Annotated in this window: 13 protein-coding genes; 10 read left to right on the top strand and 3 right to left on the bottom strand. The window is 65.4% G+C overall.

Annotated elements, in window-relative coordinates; genetic code table 11:
* The first annotated feature begins 14 nt into the window (after positions 1-14).
* The 3 genes from AC0WR5_RS04700 to AC0WR5_RS04690 all read left to right on the top strand — a co-directional run bounded on the left by AC0WR5_RS04700 (position 15) and on the right by AC0WR5_RS04690 (position 5,971).
* Positions 15-2,774, top strand: a complete 2,760-nt coding sequence (locus AC0WR5_RS04700) for a [protein-PII] uridylyltransferase (protein WP_475867350.1) — start codon at positions 15-17, stop codon at positions 2,772-2,774.
* Complete coding sequence (gene murJ, locus AC0WR5_RS04695) at positions 2,771-4,336, top strand: murein biosynthesis integral membrane protein MurJ (protein ID WP_475867348.1); 1,566 nt, start codon at positions 2,771-2,773, stop codon at positions 4,334-4,336. Before AC0WR5_RS04700 ends, murJ begins: the two co-directional genes overlap by 4 nt.
* 168 nt (positions 4,337-4,504) lie before the next feature.
* Complete coding sequence (locus AC0WR5_RS04690; protein ID WP_475867346.1) at positions 4,505-5,971, top strand: phospholipase D family protein; 1,467 nt, start codon at positions 4,505-4,507, stop codon at positions 5,969-5,971.
* A gap of 4 nt (positions 5,972-5,975) precedes the next feature.
* Here the strand turns inward: AC0WR5_RS04690 and AC0WR5_RS04685 are convergent, their stop codons facing one another.
* On the bottom strand, positions 5,976-6,674 hold the full coding sequence (locus tag AC0WR5_RS04685) for a rhomboid family intramembrane serine protease (RefSeq protein WP_475867344.1): 699 nt from the start codon (positions 6,672-6,674) through the stop codon (positions 5,976-5,978).
* Between the two features lie 125 nt (positions 6,675-6,799).
* On the opposite strand from AC0WR5_RS04685, the gene trpS reads away from it, so the two are divergent.
* From trpS to AC0WR5_RS04670, 3 genes are all read left to right on the top strand, one after another.
* Positions 6,800-7,849 carry a tryptophan--tRNA ligase gene (gene trpS, locus AC0WR5_RS04680; protein WP_475867342.1) on the top strand — a complete coding sequence of 350 codons (1,050 nt, stop codon included), beginning with the start codon at positions 6,800-6,802 and terminating at the stop codon, positions 7,847-7,849.
* 140 nt (positions 7,850-7,989) lie between these two features.
* Positions 7,990-8,475: a VOC family protein gene (locus AC0WR5_RS04675; protein WP_475867340.1), complete on the top strand. Its 486-nt coding sequence runs from the start codon at positions 7,990-7,992 to the stop codon at positions 8,473-8,475.
* Between the two features lie 281 nt (positions 8,476-8,756).
* A complete protein-coding gene (locus AC0WR5_RS04670; RefSeq protein WP_475867339.1) occupies positions 8,757-9,626 on the top strand; it encodes a branched-chain amino acid aminotransferase in 870 nt (289 codons plus the stop codon).
* A 54-nt stretch (positions 9,627-9,680) separates the two neighbouring features.
* Here AC0WR5_RS04670 and AC0WR5_RS04665 read toward each other — a convergent pair whose 3' ends face one another.
* Positions 9,681-10,406, bottom strand: a complete 726-nt coding sequence (locus AC0WR5_RS04665) for a GNAT family N-acetyltransferase (protein ID WP_475867337.1) — start codon at positions 10,404-10,406, stop codon at positions 9,681-9,683.
* 381 nt (positions 10,407-10,787) lie between these two features.
* On the opposite strand from AC0WR5_RS04665, the gene AC0WR5_RS04660 reads away from it, so the two are divergent.
* On the top strand, positions 10,788-12,140 hold the full coding sequence (locus tag AC0WR5_RS04660) for a methyl-accepting chemotaxis protein (RefSeq protein WP_475867336.1): 1,353 nt from the start codon (positions 10,788-10,790) through the stop codon (positions 12,138-12,140).
* 259 nt (positions 12,141-12,399) lie between these two features.
* Positions 12,400-13,596 carry a glycosyl hydrolase family 18 protein gene (locus AC0WR5_RS04655; protein WP_475867335.1) on the top strand — a complete coding sequence of 399 codons (1,197 nt, stop codon included), beginning with the start codon at positions 12,400-12,402 and terminating at the stop codon, positions 13,594-13,596.
* 76 nt (positions 13,597-13,672) lie between these two features.
* Here the strand turns inward: AC0WR5_RS04655 and aspS are convergent, their stop codons facing one another.
* A complete protein-coding gene (gene aspS, locus AC0WR5_RS04650; RefSeq protein ID WP_475867334.1) occupies positions 13,673-15,454 on the bottom strand; it encodes an aspartate--tRNA ligase in 1,782 nt (593 codons plus the stop codon).
* 486 nt (positions 15,455-15,940) lie between these two features.
* On the opposite strand from aspS, the gene AC0WR5_RS04645 reads away from it, so the two are divergent.
* Together AC0WR5_RS04645 and carB are read left to right on the top strand one after the other, a co-directional pair.
* On the top strand, positions 15,941-17,215 hold the full coding sequence (locus AC0WR5_RS04645; protein ID WP_475867332.1) for a class I SAM-dependent methyltransferase: 1,275 nt from the start codon (positions 15,941-15,943) through the stop codon (positions 17,213-17,215).
* A gap of 276 nt (positions 17,216-17,491) precedes the next feature.
* Positions 17,492-20,785, top strand: coding sequence for a carbamoyl-phosphate synthase large subunit (gene carB / locus AC0WR5_RS04640; RefSeq protein WP_475867331.1), 3,294 nt, complete (start codon positions 17,492-17,494; stop codon positions 20,783-20,785).
* Positions 20,786-20,797: the final 12 nt, after the last annotated feature.

The raw sequence follows: 20,797 nt of genomic DNA, 5'->3' as shown, positions 1-20,797 counted from the left end.
CTATCGGACGTGACATGACACAGACACGCACGCTGCCGGACGACCTGATCCGCCCGGCAGCCGAAATCCTCGACCCAATCCAGCTTGAACGTGACATCGCGGAGGCCGTGGTCGCCGGGCCGGCCGGCGAAAGCCGCATCCGCGTGGTGGCCGTTTTGAACGCCGCTCGCAGCAAGGGCTTTGACGTGATCGCCGAAGCCTTTACCGCCGAGCCCTTTGCCGCGCGCAGAACGACCCGTGCCTATACCTACCTGACAGATTGCCTGATCGAGGCGGTGCTGGCCTATGGCCAGTCGACCCTGTCCGACAAGGACGCCAAGTCGCTCGGCACCTTTGCCGTCTGTGCCGTGGGCGGCTATGGCCGTGGCGAAATGGCCCCCTATTCCGACGTCGACCTGCTGTTCCTAGCAAAAGGCCGCATTTCGACGGGGCTGGAAGCGCTGATCGAGAACATGCTCTACGTGCTCTGGGACCTGCACCTGAAGGTGGGTCATTCCAGCCGCACGGTGAAGGAATGCCTGAAGCTCGGCGCCGAAGATTACACCATCCGCACCGCGATGATGGAAAACCGCTACCTGGCGGGCGATCAGACCCTGGCGCAGGACCTGAACACGCGGCTCTGGTCCGACCTGTTCAAGGGCACCGAGCAGGATTTCATCGAGGCCAAGCTGAAGGAGCGCCAGGAGCGTCACCGCAAGCAGGGTGGCCAGCGCTACGTGGTCGAACCCAACGTGAAGGAGGGCAAGGGCGGACTGCGCGACCTGCAGTCGCTCTACTGGATCGGCAAGTATGTGCATGGGGTGCAGTCGACCCAGGAACTGGTGAAGCTCGGGGTGTTCACCCCCGAGGAATACGACATGTTCCTGAAGGCCGAGGATTTCCTCTGGGCCGTGCGATGCCACCTGCACCTGCTGGCAGGACGGCCCATGGACCAGCTGACCTTCGACATGCAGGTCCAGGTGGCCGAACGCATGGGCTACAAGGATCGCGGCGGCATGCGCGCGGTCGAGGTCTTCATGCAGGCCTATTTCCGCCATGCGACTTCTGTCGGTGATCTGACGCGGATCTTCCTGAACAAGCTCGAGGCCTCGCACGTCAAGAACGAGCCTATGCTGGATCGCGTGTTCCGGCGCCGGCCCAAGGTGGGCGGAATCTACAAGGTCGAGCAGAACCGCATCGACATTGCGGACCCCGAGACCTTCTTCGACGACAAGATCAACATGCTGCGCATTTTCGACGAGGCGCTGCGCACCGGCATGCTGATCCACCCGGACGCCATGCGGCTGATCCATGCCCGGCTGAAGCTGATAGACGACCAGATGCGGCAGGATCCGGAAGCCGCCAAGATCTTCCTCGGGACGTTGCTGAAGCACGGCAACCCCGAGCGCGCCCTGCGGCGGATGAACGAGCTGGGCATGCTGGCCGCCTTCATCCCCGAGTTCGAGCCCATCGTGGCGATGATGCAGTTCAACATGTACCACCACTACACGGTGGACGAACACACCATCCAGTGCATCCGCAACCTGGCCCTGATCGAGCATGGCGACCTCGAAGAAGAGCTGCCGATCGCCTCGACCATCCTGAAGGAAGGCGTGAACCGGCGGGTGCTCTACGTGGCGCTTCTGCTGCACGACATCGGCAAGGGCCGCGAGGAAGATCACTCGGTGCTGGGCGCCAAGATCGCCCGCAAGGTCGCGCCGCGCCTCGGCCTGACACCCGACGAATGCGATACGGTGGAATGGCTGGTGCGTTATCACCTGCTGATGTCGGACATGGCGCAGAAACGCGACATTGCCGATCCGCGCACGGTGCGCGATTTCGCCAAGGCCGTACGGACGCGCGAGCGGCTCGACCTGCTGACGGTGCTGACGGTCTGCGACATCCGCGGCGTCGGACCGGGCACCTGGAACAACTGGAAGGCCGCGCTGCTGCGCGCGCTCTACCGGCAGACCCGCCGCGCGATGGAAACCGGGCTGGAGGAGCTCAACCGCACCCATCGCGGCCGCGAGGCCAAGGCCAACCTGCGCAGCGTGCTGACCGGCTGGTCCAAGGCGGACCTCGACCGCGAAATGCGGCGGCACTACCCGCCCTACTGGCAGGGACTGCACGTCTCGACCCATGCGCTCTTTGCAGAGATGCTGCGCGATCTGCCGGTCGACGAGATCCGCATCGACCTGCACCTGGACGAGGACCGCGATGCCACGCGGGCGCTCTTTGCCATGTCCGACCACCCGGGCATCTTTGCCCGCCTCTCCGGTGCGCTGGCGCTGGTAGGGGCGAACGTGGTCGACGCGCGGACCTATACCACCAAGGACGGCTATGCCACAGCGGCCTTCTGGGTGCAGGATTCCGAGGGACGGCCCTATGAACCCTCGCGCCTGCCCCGCCTGACGCAGATGATCCACAAGACCCTGAAGGGCGAGGTGGTGGCCCGCGAGGCCATGCAGGACCGCGACAAGATCAAGAAGCGCGAGCGCGCCTTCAAGGTCAACACCTCGGTCGCCTTCGACAACGAAGGTTCTGAAATCTATACCATAATCGAAGTCGATACCCGCGACCGCCCCGGACTTCTGCACGATCTCACGCGGACCCTTGCCGCGTCGAACGTGCAGCTCGCCAGTGCCGTCATCGCCACATACGGCGAACAGGTGGTCGACACCTTCTATGTGAAAGACATGTTCGGACTGAAGCTCTACTCCGAAAGCAAGCAGAAGGCCCTGGAAGCCAAGCTGCGTGACGCGATCCAGGCTGGCCAGGAAAGGGCGCGATCTTGACGCCCATCCGGCTCGTTTCGGGTATCTTCACCGTTGGCGTCTGGACCCTGCTGAGCCGGGTTCTCGGGCTGGCGCGTGATATCCTGCTGCTGGCGACGCTGGGCACGGGCCCGGTGTACGAGGCCTTCATCGTGGCCTTCCGCCTGCCCAACATGTTCCGCCGCTTCTTTGCGGAGGGTGCCTTCAACATGGCCTTCGTGCCGCTGTTCTCGAAGAAACTCGAGGGGGGAGACGAGAGCCACGCCGATGCGCGCAGGTTCATGGACGAGGCCTTTGCCGGCCTGGCCACGGTGCTGATCATCCTGACGCTCGTGGCGCAGGCCGTGATGCCCTGGCTGATCCTGGCGCTGGCCTCGGGGTTCAAGGGGCAGGAGCAGTACTCCCTGGCCGTGACATATGGCCGGATCGCCTTTCCCTACATCCTGTTCATTTCCATCGCGGCGCTGCTCTCGGGGGTGCTGAACGCCACCGGCCGCTTCACCGCCGCGGCCGCTGCCCCGGTGATCCTGAACGTGCTGCTGGTCTCGGCCCTGCTGATCTCGCACGTTTTCGGTGTGGATGCGGGCTATGCCGTGACCTGGGCCGTGCCCGTCGCCGGGATCGGCCAGATGGGCCTGCTGTGGATCGCGGCCTCCCGCGCGGGTTTCGCCATCCGCTTGGTGCGCCCGCGGCTGAACAAGGACATGCGCCGCCTGATCCGGATCGCCATTCCCGCGGCAATGGCCGGGGGCGTGGTGCAGATCAATCTGCTGGTGGGCCAGCAGGTGGCGAGCTACTTCGACCGCGCCGTCGGCTGGCTCTTTACAGCGGACCGGCTCTACCAGCTGCCGCTGGGCGTCGTGGGCATCGCGATCGGTGTCGTGCTGCTGCCGGATCTGTCGCGCCGGCTGAAGGCCAAAGACGAGGCCGGATCGCGCAATGCCTTCTCGCGCGCGGGCGAACTTGCCCTGACCCTGACGGTGCCCTGCGCGGTGGCATTGGTCGTCATTCCGCTGCCGATCGTCTCGGTCCTGTTCCAGCGCGGTGCGGCCACAGCATCGGACAGCCAAGCGATTGCGCTTGCCGTTGCGGTCTATGGTGCGGGTCTTCCGGCCTTTGTTCTGCAGAAGGTTCTGCAACCGCTGTTCTTTGCACGGGAGAACACCCGTACTCCCTTCTACTATGCATTGGTTGCCATGGTGGTTAACGCGGCGCTCGCCGTTGGCCTCGCCTTCGTGATCGGCTGGATCGCCGCCGCCGTGGCCACCACGGCTGCCGGCTGGGTCATGGTGGCCCTGCTGCTTCGCGGTGCACGCCCGATGGGCGAGATCGCGAGCTTTGACGCGCGGTTCCGCAAGCGGGCGCCGCGGATCGTGCTGGCCTCGCTGATCATGGGCGCCGCGCTCTGGCCGACCTCCGTGGTGATGGACACCTGGCTGCACGCCGACTTCATCCGGTATGCGGCACTGGCGCTGCTGATCCTGTGGGGCTGCGTGGTCTACTTCGTGAGTGGCTACCTGCTCGGCGCCTTTACGCCGGCAGATCTGAAATCCTCGGTGCGGCGCGGCCACCAGGGCCGCTGACAGGACAACAAAACGACCGGCCCCGGTGAACCAATGGGGCCAACGGGGCGTTGGATCGGCATGTCACACACGCCGCTTCCCCCCGTCGCGCCCCCGGAACCGTGTCCTGACCTGCCTCAGGACAAGGAGTGCTCGGCGCGCTTTGCGCCCCTGATCACGGCAGCCGAAATGTTTCCGGCGCTGGAGCGGCTCTGCCTGGAGACGCGGGACGAGCTTCTGATGTCGTTCCGGATCATCGACCCCCTAACCCGGCTGCGGTCCGAGGAGGCGCTGGAGCTTGGGCTGGAGACCTGGGCGGACCTGCTGGCCCATGTGGTCGGACGCGGGGTGACGCTCCGCCTGCTGATCGCGGATTTCGACCCGGTCTTTACCGCCGACCTGCACCGCGACGCCTGGGCGAGCGCCCGCCGTTTCGGGCATCGCCTGTTGCTGAACGCGGAAATCCTCTGTGCGCTTCACGAATGCCGCAGCGCTCCGATGTGGAAGACCCTGTTCCGGCCGAAGATCAGGGAGCAGATCGAAGCTCTGAAGCAATATTCGCCAGACCAGCTGACTCCGTTGCAACTGCGCGCCACCCAGGGCGAGATCAACTTGCACCCCGTGACCCTGCACCAGAAATTCGCGGTATCCGACGGCAAGGACGCGATCATCGGCGGGATCGACGTGAACGAGCGGCGCTATGACGACGAGGACCACGAGCGCCGCGCCGAGGAGACCTGGCACGACGTGAGCCTGCAGATCAACGGCCCGGTCGTGGGCGACCTGCGCCGCCATTTCGCCGATTGCTGGGACAGGGCCATCGCCGCAGGTGCCGCGAGTTTCGGCGCGGATCCCACGCCCGTATCCGAGACAGAGGCCCTGCCGGACAAGCTGTATTCCGCCACCGGTCCGCGGCTGCTGCGGACGATCTCCTGCGATCCCGACAGCGCCCTGCGGCTTGGGCCACGTCCACAGGTGACCGAACACGAGGAGGCCCATATCGCCGCCTTCGAGAGCGCCGAGCGGCTGGTCTACGTCGAGACGCAGTTCTTCCGCCACATGCCCCTTGCACGGAGCCTGGCGCGGGCGGCCGAGCGTGCGCCGGAGCTGCAGCTGATCCTCGTTATGCCCTCGGAGCCCGAGCGCGTGATCTTCGAGGGGCACGACGGGCTGGACTCGCGCCACGCCCAGGCGCTGCAGCTGAGGTGCCTGGGCGTGATGCGCCAGGCCTTTGGTGATCGCATGGCGGTGGTGTCGCCGGCACAGCCGCGCCCTGCCCCCAGGCACACGCCGATGCCGCTGCATGGGGCTGGTATCGTCTACCTCCACTCCAAGGTCACGCTGGTGGATGATCTGCTGGGCATCGTCGGCTCGGCCAACCTCAACGGACGGTCCATGCGCTGGGACACCGAGGCCTCGGTACAGTTTCAGGACGCCGACCAGATCCGGGAGCTGCGCGAGCGCCTGTCCGCGACCTGGCTGCGCGACCTGCGGCCTCACGTGGCCGTCGACCGGGCAAGCGAGTGGAACCGGATCGCGACAGAAACAGCGGCCCTGCCCCCGGAACGGCGGCAGGCCTACATCCTGCCCTATCCAGAGGAGCGGAACCGCCGCTTTGCGCGGCCCTTCCCGATCCTGCCGGCGGACATGTTCTGACCGCTCAGCGCTGACGCAGCCTGTCGCGCAAGCGTGCAAGACCCCCGGGCAGAAGCACCGGCGCCAGCAGAAAGCCGGTGGCAAAGGCCGCCAGTTCGGCGATCCACATCATGCCGACATCGAAGAACAGGCTGAAGAGCAGCTGGATTCCCATCAGCACGCCGATCATGCGGAAGGCCATGACCTGACGTTCGCCCACGTGCCGCAGGTAAACCCAGAGCATGTAGCTGTAGGCGCCGATGAAGCCGTAGGTCGGAGGATAGGCGCCGTAGAGCGGCGCCTGGGCCGGGGCAAAGAGCGAGAAGACCAGCGCGCCCATGATCGCCGAGGCGAAGAAGAGCACGATCAGGGCCGCGCCATGCATGACCTCGCCCACGAACTTGCCGAGCGCCAGCATCATCACGCCCGCAATGACGGCGTTCATGAAGGAGGCATGCACGAAGGGATAGGTGACGAAACGCTTGAGCGCGTTCAGGGAGATGTCGCCGGTCTGCAGCATGAAATCGAGAAACGCCGGGAAATAGGCGTAATCCTGCAGCGCGGAGAGGCGCCAGCCGACCGCGGCGGGACCGCCGATCAGGCCCGCCTTGCCGAGGGCAAAGATCCCCTCGACCGCGACGACACCGAGGAAGAGCACCACGACGGCAGGCGGCACCTGGTTGACCGGGCCCTGCGAGGGGGGCGTTCTGAGGGGCTGGCGCATGCTTGGTCCTTGCTAAATACGGTGTTTGCGGCAGTTTCGCCTGAGCGGCGGCGGTTGACGGCCCGCCGGGCCATGGGTAAGCCAGCGCAGACCAAATTTCCAGACGCCTCGCAGGAGAAGGACTAATGTCCGACGTGATCGAGCCCAGCAAGACCGAATTCCAGCCCCGGGTCTTTTCCGGGATCCAGCCCTCTGGCGGGCTGACCCTCGGCAACTACCTCGGTGCAATGCGGCGGTTCGTCGAGTGGCAGGAGCGCGGTCTGGCCGAAGGTTTCGAGACGATCTTCTGCATGGTCGACCTGCACGCGATCACCGTCTGGCAGGATCCCGAGGCGCTGAAGCGCCAGACCCGGGAACTGGCCGCCGGCTATATCGCCAGTGGCCTCGACCCGGAGAAATCCATCCTGTTCAACCAGAGCCAGGTGCCCGAGCACGCTCAGCTGGCCTGGATCTTCAACTGCGTTGCCCGCATGGGCTGGATGCAGCGGATGACCCAGTGGAAGGACAAGGCGGGCAAGAACACCCAGAACGCCTCTCTCGGCCTGTTCGCCTATCCGGCGCTGATGGCCGCCGACATCCTGATCTATCACGCCACACACGTACCCGTGGGCGAGGACCAGAAGCAGCATGTGGAACTGACCCGCGACATCGCGGCGAAGTTCAACCATGACTACGGTGTCGACTTCTTCCCGATGACCGATCCGGTGATCGAGGGCGCGGCCACCCGCGTGATGTCGCTGCGCGACGGCTCAAAGAAGATGTCGAAATCCGACCCTTCGGACATGGCGCGGATCAACATGACCGACGACGCGGAGGCCATTGCCGGCAAGATCCGCAAGGCCCGCACGGACCCCGACGCCCTGCCGTCCGAGGCCAAGGGCCTGGACGAGCGGCCCGAGGCCCGCAACCTGGTCAACATCTACGCCGCCCTGGCGGGCATGGACGTGGACAGCGTGCTGAAGGACGTGGGCGGCAAGCAGTTCTCGGAGTTCAAGCCGATGCTGGCCGATCTGGCCGTGGCCAAGCTCTCGCCGATTTCCTCTGAGATGGCGCGGCTGATGGAAACCCCTGACGAGATTGACCGGATCATCGGCAAGGGCGCCGAATCCGCCCGCGAAATCGCCGAGCCGATCCTGAAAAAGACTTATGAAATCGTGGGGATGATCCGCAGCTGAGGCCCCCGGACTCAGACGGACATTTCGTTCAACTTTGGCGATAGGAGCGCATCGTTGCACATCGGCGGTGCGCTCCTCGGTCTTTCGGGCCTTGCCGCGCGCTCCTAGATTGGGATCAACCAAGCGAAAGGAGCGGCAAGATGATGAACCCCGTGCATCCTGACACGCGCGTCGGGCATGTTCACCTGAAGGTGGCCGACCTGGACCGCGCAATCGACTTCTATTCCGGCGTTCTGGGCTTTGAGCTGCAGATGCGCTGCAACAACGACGCCGCCTTCCTCTCGGCGGGCGGCTATCACCACCATATCGGCCTGAACACCTGGCGTACCAAGGGCGGTCACCCGCCTGCACGCAACCAGACGGGCCTTTACCATGTGGCCTTCGTCTATCCCGACCGGGCGGCGCTCGCCGATGCGATCCGCCGGGTGCAGACCGCAGAGATCCCGCTGGAAGGTGCCTGGGACCACGGCGTGAGCGAGGCAGTCTACCTGCGCGACCCCGACGACAACGGGATCGAGCTCTATCGTGACCGGCCCGAAGAGGACTGGCCGCGGCTGGCGGACGGCAGCCTGGCGATGTACAACTCGCCGCTCGATGTCGAGGCCCTGCTGAGCGAGACCAGCTGAAGACGGGCGCCCGTCCGACAGGCAATTGTCACCGTGATGTTTCCGACCGGTCACAAGAGTGTCGCATGGCGGGCCTAGGGTTCGGGGCGTCGGCCCGTCGCCCAGGCAGGGGCCGATCCGGATCTTGAGGATTATCCCCCCCAGCCCTTTTCAGCACCAAGTTCCCCCCGGCACCACGCCGGGGGTTTTCCCCGTGAGGCACGCCCCCTTTCCTCTTGCGGGTCAATGGAATAAGGCACGGGGGCAAGTGATGCAGACGTGACGCAAGGAAGGAACAGATCATGGCGGGCGGAGAGATCCACACCTATTTCGAAGGCAGCTGGCACCAGGGCGACGTGCCCGTGATGAAGGCCGGCGACCACGGCGCCTGGCTTGGCAGCACCGTGTTTGACGGCGCCCGTTACGTCGACGGCATGATCCCGGATCTGCGCCCCCACCTGGAGCGTGTGAACCGCTCGGCCGAGGCGCTGATGATCAAGCCCTCCTGCGAGGTGGATGACATGATCGAGCTTGTCCGCGAGGGGCTGAAGAAGTTCAGCCAAGACGAGGCCGTATATATCCGCCCGATGTACTGGGCACTGGAAGGCAACGAGACCGTGGTGCAGCCGGGTTATGGGCTGGGCACCGGGTTCTGCATCGCGCTGGAGGCCATGCCGATGTCGGCCCCCGATGCCGCCACCACGCTGACCCGCACGCGCTTCCGCCGGCCGACGCTGGACTGTGCCCTGACCAATGCCAAGACCGGTAGCCTCTATCCCAACAACGGACGGATGCTGGGCGAGGCCCGCGCCAAGGGCTTCGGCAATGCGCTGGTTACGGATATCGCCGGCAATGTGGCGGAAACCGCCACCGCGAACGTTTTCATGGTGAAGGACGGCGAGTTCTTTACCCCGATCGCCAACGGCACCTTCCTGTCGGGCCTGACACGCAAGCGCCATATCGCGAACCTGCGGGCCGACGGCTATACCGTGCATGAGGCTGTTCTGAGCTACGAGGATTTCGAGGGCGCCGACGAGGTCTTCCTCTCGGGCAACCAGAACAAGGTCACCCCGGTCAAGGCCTTCGACGAGGTCAGCTATGGCGACAACCCGATGACCCGCCGCGTGCGCGAGCTCTACTGGGATTGGGCCAAGAGCGACATGACGCTGTAAGCGCCGCAATTCCCCTTTCGGATCAGGCCCCTGGCAGATTGCCCGGGGCCTTTTTCATGCCTCCTTCAGCGCCGGATCGGAGGCGATGCGCACCAGCTGGGTCAGCTCGCTCAGGCGCTCTGCCTGCAGGCCTTCGGCGTTGAAATTCCCGGGCGAGAGCCAGATGCCATAGGCCTGTTCCAGCGCCGGCCACTGGTCATCGGTCACGGCGAACCAGGCGGTATCGCGGTTGCGGCCCTTGATCACCATGTGGTTGCGGAACACCCCCTCGAAGCTGAAGCCCAGCCGCTGTGCCGCCCGCCGCGAGGACAGGTTCAGGGCGTTGCACTTCCATTCATAGCGGCGATAGCCGGCGCGGAAGGCCCATTGCATCATCAGTACCATGGCCTCGGTCGCGGCGATCGTACCCTGCAGCGCGGGGCCGAAGCAGATGTTGCCCACCTCGATCACACCATGGGCGGGCACGATGTTGAGATAGCTGGCAACCCCGGTGTACTCGCCCCCCGCCTTGTCGAAAATCGCAAGGAAAACAGCACCCTCGCCGCCTTCGACGGAGCGCACCCAGCGGTGGTACTGGGCGGCGCTGTGGAAGGGGCCGTTGCCCATGTAATCCCAGAGCCAATCATGCCCCGCGAAACTGTCGAAGAGCAGCCCGGCATGGGCATCGGCGCGCAGCGGCTCGAGCCGGACATGACGGCCCTCTAGCATCAGATCCCCCGGCGGGGCCACGGGCGGCGTCCAGCCCTCGACAAGCGGGCCAACGGGGCGGGTCTGTGTCATCTGCGGTCCTCGGCGTCTGCGATCCGCAGGAGGTTAGGCGATCGGCCGCCGCCGCGAAAGGGTCGAAGGCCCGCGGTTAACGAGAGCTTTCGGGATGGCGGCCCGCGCAACACGCCCCCGCCGCGAATCAGCGGAAAATCCCTGGTTAACAAGGCGATTTGGCCGAAATCGCCACGTCGGTATCACGTCGGTATCACGTCGGTATCGCGTCGGTGCGGACCCGCGAAAACCGCCCCGTTAAGGCAGCGCACGCTGCCGGGGCACGACATCTGCAATTCGACGTACTTTCTCTCTTCACTTTACCCCGCAGTAAGGCCTCGCCGGGCATAGAGGAGGCAACCGTGCGGCGTACGAGCCGGATTCCGATATGAAGGACATGCGATGAAATTCTGGTCCAGTTCGAAACAGGCCGGCACCAAGGCAATCAGCGACGCGGAGGCCGTTCTGCAGGCGGCCGATCAGACGCAGGCAATCATTCACTTCACCCCGGACGGTGTGATCCTGAGCGCCAACAAGAATTTCCTGGATACCCTCGGCTATTCCGCAGAGGAGGTTCAGGGCAAGCATCACTCGATGTTCGTCTACAAGAATTATTCCCAGAGCGAGAAGTACAGACAGTTCTGGGCGGACCTGAAAGCCGGCAAGGCCAATTCCGACCAGTTTCCGCGCGTGTGCAAGAACGGCGACGTTGTCTGGATTCAGGCGACCTATGCGCCGGTCTTCGACGCCAACAACAATGTCGTGCGGGTCACCAAGATCGCCTCGAATGTCACCCGGCGGCGCACGGCCATCAAGCGCATCACCGCTGCCCTGCAAGCCCTGAGCCAGGGCGACCTGAAGGAGCGCGTGGAAAGCTTCGGGATCGATGACCTCGACCTGCTGGGGGATGCCTTCAACACCTCTGTCGACAACCTGACGCAGATGATCACCCACGTGCAGGGCGTTGCCGGCACCATCGAGAATGTCGCCGGCCAGATCAGTGCGACCTCCGATGACCTGTCGCAGCGCACGGAGACCCAGGCTGCCACCCTGGAGGAAACCGCCGCCGCCATCGAGGAACTGAACTCCAACGCCCAATCCGCCGCCAGCAACGCGCGGGAAGTGGGCACCGACGCCAACAACACCCGCAACGCCGCGGAGGGCAGCCGGCAGCTGGTGCAGGACGTGACCGACGCGATGAAGCGCATCGAGGGCTCCTCGGACGCGATCTCGCAGATCATCAGCGTGATCGACGACATTGCCTTCCAGACCAACTTGCTGGCGCTGAACGCCGGCGTCGAGGCCGCCCGCGCCGGCGAGGCGGGCCTCGGCTTTGCGGTGGTCGCCTCGGAGGTGCGCTCGCTGGCCGCGCGCACGGCGGATTCGGCCAACGAGGTGAAGACGCTGATCGAGCAGAGCTCTGATCACGTCGGCAAGGGCGTGATCCTGGTGGAGCGTACCAGCACCGAGCTGAAGACGATCTTCGAGGGCGTCGGCAAGATCTCGGACCGTATCGGCGACGTGGCCCGGGCCCTGGGCGAGCAGACGACGACCCTGGGCGAGATCAATTCCGCCATAAACCAGCTCGACCAGGTGACCCAGCGAAACGCCGCCATGGTCGTCTCCTCGAACGAGGCGAGCCGGGGCCTGGCCCAGAATACCGCGACCCTGCGCGAGAGCATCTCGGTCTTCCGCACCGGCGAGGGCGGCGGCTGGTCCGCAGGGGGCGCCCGCCCTGCGTCGCGCAGGGCCTGACATACCCCCGTCTCGCGCCGGCCGCGCCCGCGCGACGCTGCGAGGTGCCTGCACCGTGCAGAGGATCCTGCGGGACCACCGTGAGGGCGCCACCCCGCCCGGGCGGACCTGCGCGACCAACGCGAAAAAGCGCGCGGCCAGGCCAAATCCAGGCGACCGCGTAGAACTGTCGGGATGACAGGGCACAGAGAACACCGCAGGCTTGCGCCTGCAACATGGACCCGCAGCAGATACCGGCAGCTTGACGGCAGGTAGAGAAATGACGGATCGACGCGACAAGGAGCACGGTGCCCCCCACCGCCCCCCCGGGCCGTCCTGTCGGCGCGGCCCGCCATGGGCGGCGTCTGCCAAGCGCGCGCAATGGCGCATCGGCCTGGGTGCGCTGCTGACAATCGGCCTGATGGTCCTGTCGCCGGTCGGCGCCGCGCAGGCGCAGGCCCTGGCCGGCACCGAGGCCCCGGCTTCACTCTCGCCCGTCCCGGCCGACAGGCAGTCCGACAGGCAGCCCGTCATGCCGGCCACCATGCCAACCGCCGCGCCGAGCCTTCGCCTGCCCCGCAGCCTCGACCGCGTGCCGCGCTACATCGTCTACTACAATGCCCGGGTCAGCCCCCTGGCCGGCGTGCAGCCGAGCGATTTCAGCCATGTCTACCTGGCCTTTGCCACGGTACCTGCCACCGGCGGGGCCGCGGCGCTGACGCTGGATGCCCCCGGCAACCTGGCCGGCCAATGGGCCGCGGTGCCACTGTTGCAGCAGGCCGGCAAGCTGGTGCTGCTGTCGTTGGGCGGCGGCACCATGACTGCCGAGGCCTGGACCCGCGTGGCCGGCCGCGAGACCGAGCTGGCCGGGCTCGTGGCGCAGATGGTCAGGGACCGGGGACTGGACGGCGTGGGCATCGATTTCGAGATCTCGAAGGCCTTCGAGGGCGGCCGGGACCAGCCCTTTGACGGGCGGCAGATGCTGATCGCGCTGACCCATGCGCTGAAGGTGGCTCTGCCCGAGGGCAGCCTGATCAGCCACGCGCCGCAATCGCCCTACCTGAGCCGGCACTGGCATGGCGGGCCCTACCTCGACGTGCTGCAGGCCGTGGGCGACGAAATCGACTGGATCCAGGTGCAGTACTACAACAATCCCGATTTCGACAGTCCGGTGGCCCATAACCTGCTGGGCCGGATCGAGACCCCGCCCGACAGTTCGGTGGCCGGCCTGGTGGCGGGCGCCGGTGGCGTGGCGGTGCCGGTGGAGAAGATCGTTGTGGGCAAGCCGATCTATCACGCCGATGCCAGCAGCGGGCACATGACGCCGGAGAAGGTGCGTCGCGAGATCCTGGAGCCGCTGATGCAGGATTATCCGCAGGGGTTCGGCGGGCTGATGGGCTGGCAATATGCCGATGACACCGACGATCACACCTATTGGAACAGCCAGATGGCCCCGGGTACGCCCCTGAAACGGTGACCCGAAACGCCGGGACCGGGCATGAAAAAAGGGCGCCCGCGAAGGGGCGCCCTTGTCGTTGGTCCGGAGGCCGGGATCACTCCTGCGGGATGACCCGCAGGTTCAGCTCCATCAGCTGCTCCGCAGTGGGCTCGCTGGGGGCGTTCATCATCAGGTCCTCGGCCCGCTGGTTCATCGGGAAGAGGATGACCTCGCGGATGTTCTGCTCTTCGGCCAGAAGCATGACGATCCGGTCGATGCCGGCGGCGCAGCCACCGTGCGGCGGCGCGCCGTACTGGAAGGCGTTGACCATGCCGCCGAAGCGCTTGAGCACTTCCTCTTTCGGATAGCCGGCCAGTTCGAAGGCCTTGAACATGATCTCGGGCTTGTGGTTCCGGATCGCGCCGGAGACCAGCTCGTAGCCGTTGCAGGCCAGGTCATACTGGAAGCCGCGGACGTCGAGCGGATCACCCTCGAGCGCTTCCATGCCGCCCTGGGGCATCGAGAAGGGATTGTGCTCGAAGTCGAGCTTGCCGGTTTCCTCGTCCTTTTCGTAGATCGGGAAATCGACGATCCAGGCAAAGGCGAAACGGTCCTTGTCGGTGAGGCCGAGCTCTTCGCCGATGACGTTGCGGGCGCGGCCGGCAACGGCCTCGAAGGACTTGGGCTTGCCGCCCAGGAAGAAGGCCGCATCGCCGACGCCGAGGCCGAGCTGCTGTCGGATGGCTTCGGTGCGCTCGGGGCCGATGTTCTTGGCCAGCGGACCGGCCGCTTCCATGCCGTCGGCCCCCTCCCGCCAGAAGATGTAGCCCATGCCGGGCAGACCTTCCTTCTGGGCGAAGGCGTTCATGCGGTCGCAGAACTTGCGCGAGCCGCCGGTGGGCGCGGGAATGGCGCGGATCTCGGTGCCCTCCTGCTCCAGCAGCTTGGCGAAGATCGCGAAGCCGGAGCCGGCGAAATGCTCGGAGACCACCTGCATCTCGATCGGGTTGCGCAGGTCGGGCTTGTCCGAGCCGTACTTCAGCGCCGCATCCTTGTAGGAGATCTGCGGCCATTCGGCCGGCGCGTCGACCTTCTTGCCGTTGCCGAATTCCTCGAAGATGCCCGCCAGTACCGGCGAGACGGTGTCGAAGACGTCCTGCTGGGTGACGAAGCTCATCTCCATGTCGAGCTGGTAGAAGTCGGTGGGCGAACGGTCGGCGCGGGGGTCCTCGTCGCGGAAGCAGGGGGCGATCTGGAAGTACTTGTCGAAGCCCGAGACCATCAGCAGCTGCTTGAACTGCTGCGGCGCCTGGGGCAGCGCGTAGAACTTGCCCGGGTGCAGGCGCGAGGGCACGAGGAAGTCGCGCGCGCCTTCGGGCGAGGAGGCGGTTATGATCGGTGTCTGGTACTCGCGGAAGTTCTGCGCCCACATCCGCTTGCGGATCGAGGAGACCACGTCGGAGCGCAGGGTCATGTTGCGCTGCATCTCTTCGCGGCGCAGGTCGAGGTAGCGATAGCGCAGGCGGGTTTCCTCGGGGTATTCCTGATCACCGAAGACCATCAGCGGCAGTTCCTTGGCGGCACCGAGCACCTCGATGTCGCGCACGAAGACCTCGATCTCGCCGGTCGGAAGCTTGGGGTTTACCAGCTCGGGAGCGCGTGCCTTCACCTCGCCGTCGATGCGGATGCACCATTCGGAGCGGACCTTCTCTACCGCGGCAAAGGCCGCGCTGTCGGGGTCGCAGAGCACCTGGGTGATGCCGTAGTGGTCACGCAGGTCGATGAAGAGGATGCCGCCGTGATCTCGCACCCGGTGGACCCAGCCGGAGAGGCGAACGGTTTCGCCGACATGGTCCTTGTTCAGACCGGCGCAGGTGTGGCTGCGATACTGATGCATATCTCTTATGTCCTTTGGGGTTTCGGGCGGAATAAAGGCCTGCGCCGGATCACATGGAAGCTGCCGGAAAGTCAAGGGACGGCGCGGGAGAAGAGCCTTTTGCACAGGCAAAAGGCGGCCCGTGCGCCGGCCATGATGCGCGGGTCCGGGCCATCGGGGCGGCCGCCGGGGGGAGCCTTCCCGCGCCGCGAGAGCAGGCCGCACGCCCGAGTTGAGCCCCTGGACCGGCAGGATTCGGCCGTCCAAGTGCCTGTTCCCACCACAAAATACCCGTCATGGTCGTTTGATGATGCAAAAATCAGCAGTTTAACCATCCTTGGTGCGCGATGGCACAGGGGAATCTGCATCTCAGCGATTTACAATACAATTCTTGTTTAGCAAAATCTGAACAGCGAAGCCGATGGGGAGGAGTGGCCCTGGATATTCGCCAGGCGCCGCACATCCCCCGCATCGGTCCTCAAGACAAGAACCCTGATGGGAAGTGACATGTGGGAAAATCTGATCAATACGTTCCTTGAGCGGGCGATTACCAAAGGCAAGGTGGACGTCACCTATGCGAACGGCACGACGCAGAGCTTCGGCCCGGGCACGGGCGGACCCCATGTCGGCGTGACGCTGCTCGATCCGGACCTGCCCCGGAAAATGATCTACGACTTCGAGCTGGCCTTTTGCGAAGCCTATATCGACGGCCGGCTGACGCTGAAGGACGACGACCTCTACGGCATCATCACCCTCGGCATCGACAACCTGCGCTTTGCCGATCCGGCCTGGTGGCAGAAGCCGATGGCCATGGCGCGCCAGGGGCTGCGCCGGATGGCCCAGTTCAACCCGGTGGGCAAGGCCCAGGAAAACGTGGCGCACCACTACGACCTGTCCGGCGAACTCTATGACCTGTTCCTGGACGAGGACCGGCAGTACAGCTGTGCCTATTTCGCCCGGCCCGACATGACCCTGGAAGAGGCGCAGCTGGCCAAGAAGCGCCACATCGCCAACAAGCTGTGCATCGAGCCCGGCATGAAGATCCTGGACATCGGCTGTGGCTGGGGCGGCATGGCGCTGACGCTGGCCAAGGAATACGGCGCCAGCGTGGTGGGCGTGACCCTTTCCAAGGAGCAGCACGCGATCGCGGTGCAGCGCGCCAAGGACATGGGCCTGGAAGACAAGGTGGAGTTCCGCCTGCAGGACTATCGCCACGTGAACGAGACCTTCGACCGCATCGTCTCGGTCGGCATGTTCGAACACGTGGGCGTACCGCATTACCGCGAGTACATGCGCCACGTGCACAAGTTCCTGAAGGAAGACGGCGTGGCCCTGATCCACACCATCGGCCGGTCGGATCCGCCGGGTACCACGGCGAGCTTCATCACCAAGTACATCTTCCCGGGCGGCTATGTGCCGGCGATGTCGGAAGCTATGTCTGCGGTGGAGAAGGAAGACCTCTATGCCACCGACGTGGAGGTCTGGCGCCTGCATTACGCCGAGACCCTGAAGCACTGGTACGACCGCTTCATGGAGAACGAGGACAAGGCGCGCGAGATCTACGACGACAAGTTCGTGCGCATGTGGCGGCTGTACCTGATCGCCTGCGAGATGACCTTCCGTCTGAACAAGCAGGTGGTGTTCCAGTTCCAGCTGACCCACAAGCAGGACGCCGTGCCGCTGACCCGCGACTACATCTATCGCGCCGACGAGCGCATGGGCATCGTGTCGCGCGAGCCGGAAGCGGAAGAGGAGGAGCAGCGGGCAACCGCCGCGGAGTGATCCGGAGGGGAAAAGGGGCGCTGCCCCTTCTGGCGCTGCGCGCCATTCATCCCCGCCATATTTCAGGAAAGATGAAGGGGCCCCGCGGGGCCCTTTTGCATGGGCGCCCCCGGCCGGGGGCCGTCCCAGAAAAGACTGGCGCCGGGGGCACGCCCGTGCAATTGCGGGTTCCGGAGCCGACGGGGGTTGAACCCGGACGACTCATGGATATAACGCACGACAATTTGCGCCGGGTGAGTTTTTCCCCGGCCCGTTTGCTCTGCCGAGGGGTCTGCCATGCCGAAAAGAACCGATATCAAGTCCATCATGATCATCGGAGCCGGGCCCATCATCATCGGGCAGGCCTGCGAGTTCGACTATTCCGGTGCACAGGCCTGCAAGGCCCTGCGCGAGGAAGGGTACCGGGTGATCCTGGTGAACTCGAACCCTGCGACGATCATGACCGACCCGGATATGGCCGATGCCACCTACATCGAGCCGATCACCCCCGAGATCGTGGCCAAGATCATCGAGAAGGAACGTCCCGACGCGCTGCTGCCCACCATGGGCGGCCAGACCGGGCTGAACACCTCGCTGGCGCTCGAAGAGATGGGCGTGCTGGAGAAATTCGGCATCGAGATGATCGGCGCCAAGCGCGAGGCCATCGAGATGGCCGAGGACCGCGCCCTATTCCGCGAGGCGATGACGCGCATCGGCCTTGAGAACCCCAAGGCCGACATCGTGACCGCGCCGAAGCTGCCCAATGGCAAGCGCGACATCGCCGAGGGCCTGCGGATCGCCATGGAGGCGCTGGAGCACATCGGCCTGCCCGCCATCATCCGCCCCGCCTTTACCCTGGGCGGCACCGGCGGTGGCGTGGCCTATAACCGCGACGATTACGAGTACTACTGCCGGAGCGGCATGGAAGCCTCGCCCGTGGGCCAGATCCTGGTGGACGAGAGCCTGCTGGGCTGGAAGGAATACGAGATGGAGGTGGTCCGCGACAAGGCGGACAACGCGATCATCGTCTGCTCGATCGAGAACGTCGACCCGATGGGCGTGCACACCGGCGACTCGATGACCGTGGCCCCTGCCCTGACGCTGACCGACAAGGAATACCAGGCCATGCGCGCGGCCTCGATCGCCGTGCTGCGCGAGATCGGCGTGGAGACCGGCGGCTCGAACGTGCAATGGGCCATCAACCCCGAAGACGGCCGCATGGTGGTGATCGAGATGAACCCGCGGGTGTCGCGGTCCTCGGCGCTGGCGTCGAAGGCGACGGGCTTCCCCATCGCCAAGATCGCCGCGAAACTGGCCGTGGGGTACACGCTCGACGAACTCGACAACGACATCACCAAGGTGACGCCGGCCTCCTTCGAGCCGACCATCGACTATGTCGTGACCAAGATCCCGCGCTTTGCCTTCGAGAAATTCCCCGGCTCGCAGCCGCACCTGACCACCGCGATGAAATCGGTGGGCGAGGTCATGGCCATCGGCCGGACCTTCCACGAGAGCCTGCAGAAGGCCCTGGGATCGATGGAAACCGGGCTGACCGGCCTGGACGAGATCGAGATCCCCGGTGCCGACGGCGGCGCGCCCGACAAGGCCGCCATCACCAAGGCGCTGACGGCCCAGACGCCGGACCGCATCCGCGTGATCGCCCAGGCGATGCGCGAAGGGCTCTCGGACGTCGAGATCCAGCACGTGACGAGCTATGACCCCTGGTTCCTGGCCCGGATCCGCGAGATCATCGAGGCCGAGGAAGAGGTCCGCGCCAATGGCCTGCCCGTCACCGAGGACGGCCTGCGCAAGCTGAAGATGATGGGCTTTACCGACGCGCGGCTTGCCACGCTCTCGGCCCGCGCCGAGGACCAGGTGCGCCGGGCGCGGCACAACCTGGGCGTCACGGCCGTGTTCAAGCGGATCGACACCTGCGCCGCCGAGTTCGAGGCCCAGACCCCCTACATGTACTCCACCTACGAGGCGCCGATGATGGGCGAGGTGGAATGCGAGGCACGGCCCAGCGACCGCAAGAAGGTGGTCATCCTGGGCGGCGGTCCGAACCGGATCGGCCAGGGCATCGAGTTCGACTATTGCTGCTGCCACGCCTGTTTCGCGCTGACCGAGCAGGGCTATGAGACGATCATGGTCAACTGCAACCCCGAGACCGTCTCGACCGACTACGACACCTCGGATCGTCTGTACTTCGAGCCGCTGACCTTCGAGAGCGTGATGGAAATCCTGCGCGTCGAACAGTCGAAGGGCACGCTGCACGGGGTGATCGTGCAGTTCGGCGGCCAGACGCCGCTGAAGCTGGCCAACGACCTGCAGGATGCGGGCATCCCGATCCTGGGCACCACGCCCGACGCCATCGACCTGGCCGAGGACCGCGAGCGCTTCCAGGACCTGGTGAACCGGCTTGGCCTGAAGCAGCCCAAGAACGGCATCGCCCATTCCGACGAGGAAGCCTTTGCCATCGCGGAAGACATCGGCTTCCCGCTGGTGATCCGTCCCAGCTACGTGCTGGGTGGCCGCGCGATGGAAATCGTGCGCGAGATGGAAGGACTGAAGCGTTACATCCGCGACGCCGTGGTGGTCTCGGGCGACAGCCCGGTGCTGCTCGACAGCTACCTCTCGGGTGCCACGGAAATCGACGTAGACGCGCTCTGCGACGGTGAACAGGTGCACGTGGCGGGCATCATGCAGCACATCGAGGAAGCCGGCGTGCACTCGGGCGACAGCGCCTGCTCGCTGCCGCCCTACTCGCTCTCGGCCGAGGTGATCGCCGAGCTGAAGGTGCAATCGAAGGCGCTGGCGCTGGAGCTGGGCGTTGTCGGCCTGATGAACGTGCAGTTCGCGGTCAAGACCGAGAACGGCAAGGACGTCATCTACCTGATCGAGGTGAACCCGCGCGCCAGCCGCACGGTGCCCTTCGTCGCCAAGGCCGTGAACAGCCCGATCGCCTCGATCGCGGCGCGTGTCATGGCGGGCGAGAAGCTGTCGACCTTCGACCTGGTCGATCCGCAGATCGAGGGTTTTGCGGTGAAGGAAGCCGTGCTGCCCTTCGCCCGCTTCCCGGGTGTCGACACGATCCTGGGGCCGGAAATGCGCTCGACCGGCGAGGTCATGGGCTATGACCGCAGCTTTGCCCGCGCCTTCCTGAAGGCGCAGCTGGGCGCCGGCACCGACCTGCCGAAGGAAGGCCGCGTCTTCGTCTCGATCCGCGACACCGACAAGGCCGCGCCGATGCTGGATGCGGCACGCACCCTGGTCGAGATGGGCTTTACCATCGTGGCGACCACCGGCACAGTCGCCTGGCTGAAGGAGGCCGGCGTGGCCTGCGAGATCGTCAACAAGGTCTACGAGGGCCGGCCGAACATCGTCGACCAGCTGAAGGACGGGCAGATCGCCCTGGTGCTGAACACCACCGAGGGCGCGCAATCCGTCTCTGACAGCCGCGAGATCCGCTCGGTCGCGCTCTATGACAAGATCCCCTATTACACCACGGCCGCCGGTGCCGTGGCCGCCGTGCAGGCCATGAAGGCCCGCGAGGAAGGGGACATCGAGGTGACCGCGCTGCAGGACAGCTGAGGCTGACAGCAA

This window comes from Pseudooceanicola sp. DL12 (assembly GCF_056270665.1).
This window is presented reverse-complemented; position numbering and strand designations above follow the sequence as displayed.